Source organism: Actinoplanes sp. CA-015351, assembly GCF_050955685.1.
GTDB lineage: Bacteria > Actinomycetota > Actinomycetes > Mycobacteriales > Micromonosporaceae > Actinoplanes.
On the sequence record NZ_CP192102.1, the window covers coordinates 5515287 to 5528208 of the forward strand.

The window sequence follows — 12922 nt, forward strand, 5'->3', positions numbered from 1 at the left end:
TTCGGATGAACACCGTCGGAATTTTTTGCGTAACTGCTCGACTACCGTTCGCTAACCGCTGCTGACCAGCGGAAATGGCGATCAGGTTGCTCTCCTAAGGAAGATTTAAAGTCCCCGGAGGTAGTGACCCAGGACACCGGCTGAACCATTCCGGCCGCGGCGGCGAACTAAGTACTGGAGGCGAATCTATCGCCTGCATGGGAAGGGGGATCGCCATGCGTCACTCCACCGCTCTGTTCGGCGCGGTGCTCGCCGGCGTCGTACTGAGTATGACGCTGGAGGCGCCGGCCGGCGCCGACGAGCCGGGGTTCAGCGTGCGTGTGACCGCGCCCGAGGAGTTCACGACGGGCGAGTCGGCGAAGACCGTCACCGCCGTGGTCACGTCGGAGAACCGGCGCTGCCGCAAGGTCCGCTGGGCTCTGCTGGTGCACTCCGGGTTGCAGGACGACCAGTTGGCGGTGGTCCGGGTCGAGGACGACGGCGAGTTCCGCACGAGCACCAGCACCTCGGGCATCACCACGACGTTCCTCGACGACCAGCTGGACCCGGGGACGCTGTGCCGCGGGCGTACCGTCACCGGCCGCTGGCAGGTCGCCTTCACCGGCCCGGACGCCGGGCAGGTGCAGTTCGAGGCACAGGCGTTCGACGCGCAGGGCACCCTGCTGACCGCGGGCGGCGCCAGCGTGCAGGTGGAGAGTGACGAGGAGCCCGCGCCGTCACCCTCGCCGTCACCGTCACCGTCCGCCGAGGCGGAACCGGAACCGGCCGGTGAGACCGACGAGACGTCGGAGACGCCGGCCGCGGGATCGGGCGACGAGTCGCGCGACGCCGAGGCGGCCCTGGTTTCCGAGGACTCGTTCCTGCTCGGTCCCGGCCTGATCGTCGGTGGCGTGTTCGTCTTCCTGGGCGTCCTGTTGCTGCTGCGCATCCGGTCCCGGTCGCGGTCGGCCCGTCAGGAGTCACAGCGAGTGCCGACCGGCTTCTACACGATGCCCCGGTAACCCATTTATCCGGATACGCCCTATCCTGCGGGTGATTTCCTGACAGCTGGGGCCGCCACCGCCCGTCGGCCCGCTACGGTCTTCCCTGATGTCACCGTCCATTGGGGAGGGCCTCGTGACCAGGCATTCGGTGAAAACGTTCGGCGCGGTCGGCGCGCTCGCACTAGTAGCGGTGGCGATTCCGGCCGGCGTCTCGTTCGCCGGGACGGACCGGCTGCCCGCCGCGCCGGCTCCGGTGGCCGCCGCCCAGGCCGACAGCTCTGCCAGCGGTGAACCCCGGGTTCCGGCCGAGCTGGCCCCGCCCGCCGGCCACGTCGTGCACGCGGTGCTCAAGGCGCGTGGCGTCCAGATCTACGGCTGCACGGCCGCCGCCTGGACACTGATCGAGCCGGCCGCCTCACTGACCGGCGTGACCACGCGCCCGGCGAAGAAGGTGACCGCTCTGCACTTCCGCGGACCGAGCTGGCAGTCCGACCAGGACGGCAGCCTGGTCGAGGGTGACGGGGCGTCCGCGGTCCGCGCCGCCTCGGCACACCCGGACAGCATCCCGCAGCTGCGGATCACCGCGAAACTCGTCCGCGGCGCCGGCCTGTTCGGCAAGGTCACCTACATTCAGCGGCTCGACACGGTCGGCGGCATCGCCCCGACCGGCGCCTGCACGGCCGGGGCCACCACCGCCGTGCCGTACCGCGCGGTCTACCGCTTCTTCGTCGCCAAGAGCTGAGTCGCCAGGATCTGACACGCCCGGCCGTGACAGAAGCGACCGACCGGCGCCCGAGAAGCGCCGGCCGGTCGCCGGATGGGGAACGTGGATCAGAGTGCCGGGTACGCGTTCGCCATGAGCTGCGCGAACTGTGCCGGGAACCAGGCGCCCGAGATCGGGGCGCCGGACAGCGAACCGGTCAGGCTGTTGCCGTTGCGGGCGTTACCGGTGTACGTCGGGTCACACATCCGGTCGAAGCCCTTGCCCTCGTCGTTCGGGATCAGCGTCGAGGAGCCGTCCGACTCACCCGGGGGCTTCACCCAGACGTACGCGTCGATACCGGCGGCCGGGGCTGCCGTGGGACGCTCGCCGAGGCCGGCGCCCGCCTGGTTGCACCAGTTGCCGGCGTGGATCCGGCGGTCGATGCGGGACTGGTCGACGAAGGTGTTGATGTCGGTCGAGGTGCTCGCCGCGGTGGGCCGGGCCGAACCGCCCCAGCCGTTGCGGGAGGTGTCGATCAGCATGCCGATGCCGGCGTCGAAGCCGATCGAGACCAGCTTGGTCCGGAACGCCTGGGCAAACGTCAGCTCGTCGGTGTACTGGTTCCAGTCCACCCACTTCGACTGCCGTACGCTCTGGCCGTTGACCTGGGTGGTGGGCTGGACGAACGGCTCACGCAGCGCGGAGTAGTTGGCCGTGTTGGTGATGAAGCCGTTCACGTTCTTCACGTTGCCGGAGGCCTGCGCCGCCTGCAGCATGATCTCCGCGCTCGGGCCGAAGTTCGAGTCCCAGCCGATCCAGCCGTGGTGAGCGGCGTCCACGTAGTTGTAGACGTTGCCGAGCGCGCCCAGCTTCTGCAGCGCGTACCCGATGCCCTGGACGTATCCGCCGTTGGCCTTCATCGTGTCGCACATCGCGGTGCCGCCGGCCTGGCCGGAGGTGTTGGTCACCAGGTTCGGCAGCGAGTCGATCTCGACGATGTTGATGATCCGCAGGCTGGCGTACTTCGCGTCGCCCTGGATCGCCGCGATCGGGTCGATGTACTCCGACTTGTACCTGGGCAGGTCGTTCGGGCCGAGCTCACCGTTGGAGGCAAGCGCGGCGCAGTCCCGGCCGGGCAGGTTGTAGACGACGAACTGGATGTATCCGGCACCCTGTGCGAGTGCCGCGTCCAGGTGGTCACGGACGCCCATCGAACCGTTCGAGCTGCTGCCCGTGGTGCCGTTGATGGCGGCGATCCGGTCGATCCAGACCGCTGTCGGGTTGCTGGAGACCCGGCTGCCGCCGGTCACCGACTCGGCCTTCGCCTTCCACTCCGGGTTCACGTAACCCCGGGCTCCGGCGTACGGGTTGTCGACCTTGGTCCCCGGCACCGTCGGGGTCGACGGCGAGGTGGACGGGGAACTCGAGGGCGAGCTCGACGGGGAGCTGGACGGCGAGCTGGAGGGCGAACTCGACGGGGAGCTCGACGGCGAACTGGGCGTCGTGCCGCCGTTACAGACCGTTCCGTTCAGCGTGAACGACGCCGGCGCGGTGTTCGTACCCGAGTAGTTGGCATTGAAGCCGAAGTTGGCGGTGCCGTTCGTGCCCAGCGAGGCCGCCCACGACGGGTTGACAGCGGTGACGTTCTGCCCGGACTGGGTGATCGTCGCGCTCCAGCCCTGGGTGACCGTCTGGTTACCGGCGTAGGCCCACTTCAGGTTCCAGCCGCCACTGATCGGGTCGCCCAGGTTGGTGACGGTGACGTTGGCGGTGAAGCCGGTGCTCCACTGGTTCACCGAATAGTCGACGCGGCAGCCGGCCGCGGCGCTGGCACTGCCTGCCACGGCGACAGCACCGGCGCCGGCCACGATGCTCACGGCTGCAGCCGCTGTGAGAGCCCGGGCACGGGTGGGGAAGGGTCTCATGTGAGGACTCCTAGAGACGGGGGCGGCGCGGGAGCGCGCCAGGGAACGACAGCCAACGCATCGGTGGGGATCGCTGGCCGATGGGGACAGCATTGCATGGGAGCGCTCCCAGCGCAATGATCCCGAAACACTGCGGCAAACCCCAGTTCACGGCCTCGAGCGGGTCGGGTGCGACCGGCAACCGGTCGCACCCGATTTGCGACCCCGGTTGGGCCCTTTGCTGCTCAACCGGGCGGCGACGGTGCCGACCCTAGGACCATGACCGTGGGCAGCGCAGTGCACACAGCCGGACTCCAGACGGAGCTTCCCGGCGAAGCGGCCATGACCACCGACCGGCAGGGTCTGCTGCTGGCCGAGCTGGTCGCCTTCATGACCAAGGACACGCCATCGGTGCAGCATGTCCTTGAACTGACCGGGCCGCATCTGCGCGAGATCGCCGGGCTGACCGCGGCCACTGTCTTCGAGCTCGACTCGGAGACCGGCATGATGACGGCGACCGCGCAGCTGGGCGAGGCCGGCCGGCGCGACCAGATGGTCGCCGGCAAGGTGTTCCGCACCCCGGCCGGCGGCAAGCCGGTGGTCAACGGCGAGCAGATGGCGATCCGGCTGCGGATCGGCGGGCAGACGGTCGGCGTCCTGCTGCTGACCGGCGACGCACTGTCCGACCTGCGCCAGGAGACCATCTCCACGCTGGCTCTGCACTTCGCCACCACGCTGCAGGGGCTGTCCGCGGAGAAGCAGCGGCAGTTCGTCACGCACAGCAGCGCCACCATCCGCGACCTGTTCGAGCAGGGCATGACGGCCGGCAACGTGGAGGCCGCAGCCGAGCTGCTGGCCCGGTCCTGCGCGACGGCGTTCCGTACCGAGCACGCCGGCATGCACCTGATCGACGCCGAGGGCCGGATCCGGTACGTGCACGGAGTCGGCTTCCCCGAGGAGACCCGGGAGAGCATGACCGACGGCCTGATCGGCAAGCTCGCGGCCGACTCGCCGATCTGGCGGGCGATCGCCGAGACCGGTGGGCCGATGCTCGTCGGCGACGCCGCCACGGCGAAGAGCCGGTCCGGCGGGTTCATCCAGAGGATCGGCGTGAAGTCGTTCATCGCGATTCCGCTGATGTCCGCCACCGGGCCGGTCGGCATCGTGGTCTGCGGCGACTCCAGCGGCACCCGCGAGTGGAGCGTCCGGGACCGCATCCTGGCCGAGCAGCTCGCCGTCGAGGGCGCGCTGATCATCGACAGCGCCCGGATGCGCCAGGCCTCCCAGCTGCACATGGACGAGCTGACCCGGCAGGCGTTCCACGACTCGCTGACCGGTCTGCCGAACCGCAAGCACCTGCTGGACCGGGCCGAACAGGCCGTCGAGATCGGGCACGCGACCGGCACCGACGTGGCCCTGCTGCTGCTCGACCTCAACGGCTTCAAGCAGGTCAACGACACGGTCGGGCACCACGCCGGCGACGTGCTGCTCCAGCTGGTGGCGCAGCGCCTGCAGAGCACCGTCCGCCACCCCGACCTGGTCGCGCGCCTCGGCGGCGACGAGTTCGCGGTGCTGCTGACCGGTGACCCGGACGAGCACGCCGCGGTCGCGGCTAGCGAGCGCATCTGCGAGCGGCTCCGGGAGCCGTTCGACATCGAGGGCCAGGAGGTACGCATCGGCGCGAGCGTCGGCGTGTCCATCTGCCCGGAGCACGCGACCGAGTTCGGCGCCCTGATGCGCTCCGCCGACGCCGCCATGTACGAGGCAAAGCGCAACGGCGGCGGCGTACACGTCGCGACCCGGTGACGCGCCGTCGAAGCATGACGAAATCCAACAAACCGGGCAAAGGCTGGTAACTTCGGGCGGCAACCGACCCGGAAGGACCAGCCATGCTCGGCACCCACCTGTTCGCGGCAGCCGCCGTGCTCACCGCCGCGATGCCGGGCGCGGCGCCGGCGGCGGTCGTGCGTGGCCCGGTGACGGAGATGACGTTCGCGGTGTCGCCGGACGCGGTCACGAAGGGTTCCCGGATCACTCTGGCCGGCGAGGCCGGTGCCGGGGACTCCGGCAACGCCGGCCCGGTCGACCTGTTCTTCCGCAAGTCGGAGGACGACGCGTACGCCCGGATCGGGCGGATCACGGCGTCGGCGACCGGCCGGTTCAGCACCACCCTGACGGCGACCACGTCCGGTGACTACCAGGCGGTCTACCGGGGCAACAAGAAGCGCGGCGAAGCCTCCGGCAGTGACTACCTGGCCGTGTACACGACCCGTACCGTCAAGCGTCTGATCTATACCTGGAGCGCGACCGGCATGCAGTGCCACCCGGTCTGCCGGGCGCACAGCCCGGAGCTGACGCTGGGCCAGGGACCGGTGCACGTGAGTTTCCGGCGTGACTGCGGGCAGGCCCGGTCCGGCGGCAGCCTCGGCTTCACCCCGGACCCGTGGAACAAGCACGAGCCGGGCGACCCGGGCTGGCGCGACTTCCCCGACGGTGCCGGCCCGGCCGAGTTCGACCTGGCACCGACGAAGCCGGCCGGGCACTTCTACGTGACGTGGTCGAGCGTCGCGCGCGAGCCCGGCCAGCCGACCCGCTGCCAGTTGTCCTACACGGCCACCCAGACCGCCACCGAGATCACCTACGTCTGACCCCCGCCTGACCGCCGCCGATCTTGAGCGACTTTCAACCCCCCGAGGTGGAAAATCGCTCAAGATCGCGGAAAGAGAGGAGCGCTAGACGAACGCTCCGTGGCCGGTGATCGCCCGGCCGACGATCAGGGAGTTGATCTCGCGGGTGCCCTCGTAGGAGTAGAGCGCCTCGGCGTCCGCCACAAACCGCCCGATGTCGTAGTCCAGCACGATCCCGTTGCCGGCGAGCAGCTCGCGCGCCCAGCCGACCACCTCCCGCATCCGGGTCGTGCAGTACGCCTTCGCCAGCGCCGAGTGCTCGTCCTTGTAGACGCCCTGGTCCTGCAACTGAGCAAGCCGCACGCACATCCCGAGCGACGCCGTCACATTACCGACCATCCGGACCAACAGGTCCTGCACCAGCTGGAACTTCGCGATCGGCCGGCCGAACTGCTCGCGCTCCTTGGCATATTCGAGGGCGATCTCGTAAGCGGCAAGCATCACGCCGACCGCCTGCCAGGCCACTCCGGCCCGGGTCTCCCGCAACACCTTCGCGGTGTCCTTGAACGAGTTCGCCCGCTGCAGACGATCCACCTCCGGGACACGGACATCCACAAATTCAAGATCAGCATTTTGTACGATCCGCAGCGCGATCTTGTTCTCGATCTTCTTCGCGGTGAACCCCGGCGCGTCACCGGGCACCACGAAGCCCTTGACCTGGTTGTCCGCGACGTCGCGGGCCCAGACCACGACGAGATCGGCGAACGTCGCGTTGCCGATCCAGCGCTTCGCCCCGTTGAGCACCCAGGAATCCCCGTCCCGGGTGCAGGTCGTCCGCAACCCGGCGGCCACGTCCGACCCACCGGTCGGCTCGGTCAGCGCGAACGCCCCGATCGTGTCGAACGAGGTCATCGCGGGCAGCCAGCGTTCCTGCTGCTCCGGCGAACCGCAGGTCTGGATGCTGCCCATGGCCAGGCCGGCGTGCACCCCGTAGAACGTCGCCATCGACGCGTCCGCATGGCCCATCTCCAGGGCGAGCCAGCCGTTCAGCAGCGACGAGTGTTCCACTCCGGCCAGGCCCAGCCCGGCAAACCGCTTGATCAGGTGGTTCGGGAACTCGGCCCGGGTCCAGTACTCGTTCGCGATCGGCGTCACCTCGGCGGCGAGGAAGTCCCGTACCCGCTGCACGATCGCGGACTCGTCATCCGACAGGAGCCCCTGAAAGGTGTAAAGATCTCCGGCAAGCATGTTCGGTTCGTACCCCCGTTAAGCCGCACCTAGACTTCGATCCCATGCTCACCATGCAGGACGCACTGGCCCGGTTGACCGCGTATTGGACAGATCAGGGTGCCCTGGTCGTCCAGCCGATGAACACCGAGGTCGGCGCCGGAACCCTCAACCCGGCGACCTTCCTGCGCGTGCTCGGCCCGGAGCCGTGGAAGGTCGTCTACGTCGAGCCGTCGGTCCGCCCCGACGACTCCCGGTACGGCGAGAACCCGAACCGGCTGCAGACACACACCCAGCTCCAGGTCATCCTCAAGCCCGACCCCGGCAATCCGCAGGAGCTCTACCTCGGCAGCCTCACCGCGATCGGCATCGACGTAGCCGCGCACGACGTCCGGTTCGTCGAGGACAACTGGGCCTCCCCCGCGCTCGGCGCCTGGGGCCTGGGCTGGGAGGTCTGGCTGGACGGCCTGGAGATCACCCAGTTCACCTACTTCCAGCAGGCCGGCGGCCTCAACCTCGACCCGGTCAGCGTCGAGATCACCTACGGCATCGAGCGCATCATCATGGCGCTGCAGGACAAGACCCACTTCAAGGAGATCGAGTACTCGAAGGGGGTCAGCTACGGCGAGGTGTTCGGCCAGTCCGAGTACGAGATGTCGCGCTACTACCTCGACGACGCCGACATCGAGGCCAACCGCAAGCTGCTCGACATCTACGCCGGCGAGGCCCAGCGGATGATCGACGCCGGCCTGCCGGTCCCGGCGCACACCTTCGTCCTGAAGTGCTCGCAGGCGTTCAACGTCCTCGACTCGCGCGGCGCGGTCTCCACCGCCGAGCGGGCCGCCGAGTTCGCCCGGATGCGCCGCCTCGCCGGTGAGGTCGCCGGCCTCTGGGTGACCCGCCGCACCGAGCTCGGACTGCCGCTGGGCACGGTGCCGCCGCTGGACGCCGCACGCCCGCCGGCCACCACGCAGACCAGCGAGGACGCCCGTACCCTGATCTTCGAGATCGGCACCGAGGAACTCCCGCCGGGCGAGCTGCGCTCCGCCCGCACCCAGCTGTTGCGCCTGGTCACCGAGGGTCTGGCCGGCACCCGTCTCACCCACGGCGAGATCCGGGTCTTTGGAACACCACGCCGGCTCATCGCCGTCGTACCCGCGGTGGGCGCGCGCGAGGACGATCACGTGCGCTTGGTGCGTGGACCAAAAGCCCAGCAGGCGTACGCGCCGGACGGCACGCCCACCAAGGCCCTGGAAGGTTTCGTACGCGGCCAGGGCATCACGGTCACTGATGTGACAAGTGTGGAGCTCAACGGCGTACAGCATGTGGTCTTCGAGAAGCAGGAAGAGGGACGCGCGGCACCCGCCGTGCTGGCCGACGTGCTCGCGCAGGTCGTGAGCGGGCTGCGGGCCGCGAAGAACATGCGATGGAACGACCCGAAGCTGTCGTTCAGCCGGCCGATCCGCTGGCTGACCGCGCTCTGGGGCGACGACGTGGTACCGGTGACCGTCTCGACGCTGGCGGCCGGCCGTGAGACCCGGCTGCTGCGCACCGCCGCCACCCCGGTGATCGCTGTCGAGTCGGCCGAGACGTTCATCGAGACGCTCGGGGTGAACGGGATCGTCCCCGATCACGAGGACCGCCGCGAGTTGATCGTGGTCGGCGCGCAGGACCTCGTCTACCCGGACGGCAAGATCGACGTCAACGGTGAGGCCGCGCTCATCGACCAGATCACCGACCTGGTGGAGCAGCCGTTGCCGCTGCTCGGGACGTTCGACGAGGCCTACCTGGAACTGCCCGACGCGGTGCTGACCACGGTGATGCGCAAGCATCAGCGGTACCTGCCGGTCCGCGACGCGGACGGCGCCCTGCTGCCGATGTTCGTGACGGTGGCGAACGGACCGGTCGACGTCGAACTGGTCCGCACCGGCAACGAGGCGGTGCTGCGCGCCCGGTACGAGGACGCGGCGTTCTTCTACCGCGCCGACCGTGAGGTGCCGCTGGCTCTTCTGAAGGCGCGGCTGTCCCGGCTCACGTTCACCGACAAACTGGGCTCGATGGCCGACCGGGCCGACCGGATCGCCGCGCTGGCCCAGCTGTTCGCCTCGCAGCTCGGCCTGTCGTCGGCGACTCTGGACCGGGCGGCGGCGCTGGTCAAGTTCGACCTCGGCTCGCAGCTGGTCACCGAGATGACCAGCCTGGCCGGTGTGATGGCCCGCGACTACGCCCTGAACGCGGGCGAGGACCGTCCGGTCGCCCAGGCCGTCTACGAGGCCGAACTCCCTCGCAACACCGGGGACGCCCTGCCGCGCAGCGTCGCCGGGGCCCTGCTCTCGGTCGCCGACCGCCTCGACGTCATCACCGGCCTGGCCGCGACCGTCGGGCTGCCGACCGGCAGCAGCGACCCGTTCGCGGTACGCCGCGCCGTCCTCGGCCTGCTCGCCGTCCACCGCGCCACACCGGCCCTGGCCTCGCTCGACCTGGTCGACGGGCTGGCGCAGGCCGCGGCCGCCCAGCCGGTCCCGGTGTCCCCGGCCGTCCTGGAGGCGTGCGCGGACTTCCTCGCCAAGCGCCTGGAACAGGCGTTGACCGAGGAGGGCAAACCCATCGACCGGGTACGCGCCGTGCTGGCCCACGCGAACCGGCCGTCCACGGTCGACGTCCTGCTGGCGCAGCTGGACTCGCTGGCCGCCGACCCGGGTTTCGTGGCGGTGGCCGCGGCCATCCAGCGCGCCCGGCGAATCGTCCCGGCCGGGACGGCGGGGTCCTACGACCCGTCGACGCTGAAGGAGCCCGCCGAGCTGGCGCTGCACGCAGCAGTGAACGCCGTACCGGACTTTTCCGATATTTCAAGTTTTGTCGAGGCGACGCGGGGGCTGGTGGAGCCGCTCAACACCTTCTTCGACGAGGTGTTCGTGATGGCCGACGACCCGGCACTCCGAGCCGCCCGGCTGGGACTGCTCGCCAAGGTCCGCGACCTGGGCGAAGGTCTCGTCGACTGGACCCACCTACGCCTCCAATAACCACCACCGCTTCCAGCGTCCCGTCCCGTCGCCCCGCATCGCGATCTCGGTGGCTTGCGCCCACATTTCAGCCGATCGACTTTCACCATTTGTGGAGAGGTAGTGGGTTCGAGGGGGTGTGGCGGTGTGGCGGTGCGGCGGTGTGGCGGTGTGGCGGTGTGGCGGTTTCTCGGTGCGAGGTGCCGCTCGGAGATCTTGTGCGGTTTGACCGGTTGATCGACCACGAGTGCACGACTTTGCGGGCCGGCCACCCGCGGTAGGTCGGTTTCGGGTGGTTGGCGCGCTTTGTGATGACGCTCTGCCACCACCGCTGGCGGTCTGTGCCGAATTTTCGAGGTTCGTGGGTGTGCTACGCCCTACCGGTTTCCAGGTTCGGCCAACGCGGTGCTTCACAGTTCCGACGTGGTGAACGTGGTGCTTCACAGTGCCGACGTGGTGAACGTGGCGAACGTGGCGAACGTGGTGCTGGGTGCCGGGTGCCGGGTGCCGGGTGCCGGGTGCCGGGTGCTGGGTGCTGGGTGCTGGGTGCTGGGTGCTTCGCCGATCTTGTGGAGTTCGGGGAACCGTTTGCGTGTAACTCCGCAAGATCGGCCGAAGCCTGTTCGATCTTGTGAAGTTGTGCGGACACGTCGCCGGGGAAGTCCACAAGATCCAGGCCAAGCTAAGCCGAGCGGCGCGCGGCAGAGCAGGGCGGGCAGCACGGGGCGGGCACGCGGGCCAGCACGGGGCGGACGCGCGGGCCAGCACGGGGCGGACGCGCGGGCCAGCACAGGGCGAGCACGCGGGCCAGCACAGGGCGAGCACGCGGGCCAGCACAGGGCGGACACGCGGGCCAGCACAGGGCGGACACGCGGGCCAGCACAGGGCGGACACGCGGGCCAGCACAGGGCGGACACGCGGGCCAGCACAGGGCGAGCACGCGGGCCAGCACAGGGGCGGACGCGCGGGCCAGCACAGGGGCGGACGCGCGGGGCAGAGCGGCGCGGGGCAAAGCGGCGTGGGGCAGCGCGCTCAGCGGCGTGCCTGCGGTGGAGGGCGGGCTGGGGGGTGGGAGTGATCTTGTGAGTTTCCGCCCCCGCACCAGCCGCAAACTCACAAGATCTGTCCGGGTGATGGGTTCTTCCACCTAGCGGGTCGACCACTGCGTGGTCCGGCCCCGGCTTGCCGGGATCGCTGAGCACGCGAGCGGTCGGCGGGCGCGGGGTGAGCTTTGGCCGGGCGTTTGCGGACGCGCCACGATCAATTCTTCTGCTCGACGAATCGGTCACCTGGACTGCGAGCGGACAGTTCGGCGGTTCGCGCCGGGCACCGAATTCGTGGAGGAGAACGTGGCAGATCGCCGTCAGGTGCTGCGTATCGGAGCTGCGGCCGCCGCCGCTCCGGCGCTGGCCGGCACCGTCGCCGCACCCGCGCTCGCCGGCAGCAGCAGCAGCACGAAGAAGCTGGTGGTGGGTCACCGCGGTGCGTCCGGCTATCGGCCGGAGCACACGCTCGCGTCGTACGAGCTGGCGGCCCGGCTGGGCGCCGACTACATGGAGCCGGACCTGGTGATCACCAAGGACGGCGTCCTGGTGTGCCGGCACGAGCCGGAGATCGGCGGCACCACCGACGTGGCGTCGAAGCCGGAGTTCGCGGCCCGGAAGAAGACCGTGCTGCTCGACGGGATCAGCGTGACCGGCTGGTTCACCGAGGACTTCACGCTCGCCGAGCTCAAGACGCTGCGCGCGACCGAGCGGATCCCGGCGATCCGGCAGCGGAACACGCTGTACGACGGCCGCTTTCAGGTGCCGACCTTCCAGGAGGTCCTCGACCTGCGCAAGCGCCTGTCCAAGGAACTCGACCGCGAGATCGGCGTCTTCCCGGAGACCAAGCACCCGACGTACTTCCAGCGGCTGGGCCTGCCGCTGGAGGGCCCGCTGGTGCGCACCCTGCGCCGCAACGGGCTCGACCGGCGCGGCGCGAAGGTCTTCGTGCAGTCGTTCGAGGCCGCGAACCTGCGTGAGCTCGCCGACAAGCACCGCGTCGAGGTTCCGCTGGTGTTCCTGACCGGCGCGGCCGGCGGGCCGTTCAACGACCCGCGCAGCTACGCCGATTACCTGACGCCGGCCGGGCTGAAGGAGCTGTCCCAGTTCGTCGACGGTCTCGGCCCGGAGAAGGGCCAGATCATCCCGCGCAACGCGGACGCCACCCTGGGTACGCCGACCGCGCTGGTGAAGAACGCCCACCAGGCCGGACTCAAGGTCATCCCGTACACGTTCCGGGCGGAGAACTCGTTCCTGCCGGCTGAGCTGCGAGTGGGCACCGACCCGGCCGCCTATGGCAAGGCGATCGACGAGCAGGTGACGTTCCTGCGTACCGGGATCGATGGCCTCTTCACCGACAACCCGGACGTGGGCGTCCTGGCCCGCACCCTGATTTGATCTCCACAAGGGCCCGGCGCCGTGAGGCGCCGGGC

8 protein-coding genes are annotated in these 12922 nt (G+C 69.7%); 6 read left to right on the forward strand and 2 right to left on the reverse strand.

The features are described from left to right. Window positions 1-215: 215 nt before the first annotated feature. Together ACQP2E_RS25260 and ACQP2E_RS25265 are read left to right on the forward strand one after the other, a co-directional pair. On the forward strand, window positions 216-1001 hold the full coding sequence (locus tag ACQP2E_RS25260; RefSeq protein ID WP_433825415.1) for a hypothetical protein: 786 nt from the start codon (window positions 216-218) through the stop codon (window positions 999-1001). An 88-nt stretch (window positions 1002-1089) separates the two neighbouring features. Then, window positions 1090-1725, forward strand: coding sequence for a DUF3455 domain-containing protein (locus tag ACQP2E_RS25265; RefSeq protein ID WP_433825416.1), 636 nt, complete (start codon window positions 1090-1092; stop codon window positions 1723-1725). 89 nt (window positions 1726-1814) lie between these two features. Here ACQP2E_RS25265 and ACQP2E_RS25270 read toward each other — a convergent pair whose 3' ends face one another. Next, window positions 1815-3611: a glycoside hydrolase family 6 protein gene (locus ACQP2E_RS25270; RefSeq protein WP_433825417.1), complete on the reverse strand. Its 1797-nt coding sequence runs from the start codon at window positions 3609-3611 to the stop codon at window positions 1815-1817. A gap of 258 nt (window positions 3612-3869) precedes the next feature. On the opposite strand from ACQP2E_RS25270, the gene ACQP2E_RS25275 reads away from it, so the two are divergent. Together ACQP2E_RS25275 and ACQP2E_RS25280 are read left to right on the forward strand one after the other, a co-directional pair. After that, on the forward strand, window positions 3870-5396 hold the full coding sequence (locus ACQP2E_RS25275; RefSeq protein WP_433825418.1) for a diguanylate cyclase domain-containing protein: 1527 nt from the start codon (window positions 3870-3872) through the stop codon (window positions 5394-5396). Between the two features lie 83 nt (window positions 5397-5479). After that, entirely contained in the window at window positions 5480-6238 is a 759-nt protein-coding gene (locus ACQP2E_RS25280; RefSeq protein WP_433825419.1) for a hypothetical protein, read from the forward strand. Window positions 6239-6322: 84 nt separating this feature from the next. Here ACQP2E_RS25280 and ACQP2E_RS25285 read toward each other — a convergent pair whose 3' ends face one another. After that, window positions 6323-7465 carry an acyl-CoA dehydrogenase family protein gene (locus ACQP2E_RS25285; protein ID WP_433825420.1) on the reverse strand — a complete coding sequence of 381 codons (1143 nt, stop codon included), beginning with the start codon at window positions 7463-7465 and terminating at the stop codon, window positions 6323-6325. Between the two features lie 44 nt (window positions 7466-7509). Here ACQP2E_RS25285 and ACQP2E_RS25290 point away from each other — a divergent pair, with 44 nt between their 5' ends. Next, on the forward strand, window positions 7510-10467 hold the full coding sequence (locus ACQP2E_RS25290) for a glycine--tRNA ligase (RefSeq protein WP_433825421.1): 2958 nt from the start codon (window positions 7510-7512) through the stop codon (window positions 10465-10467). A gap of 1328 nt (window positions 10468-11795) precedes the next feature. Continuing rightward, window positions 11796-12887: a glycerophosphodiester phosphodiesterase gene (locus ACQP2E_RS25295; protein ID WP_433825422.1), complete on the forward strand. Its 1092-nt coding sequence runs from the start codon at window positions 11796-11798 to the stop codon at window positions 12885-12887. The last annotated feature ends 35 nt before the right edge of the window (window positions 12888-12922 follow it).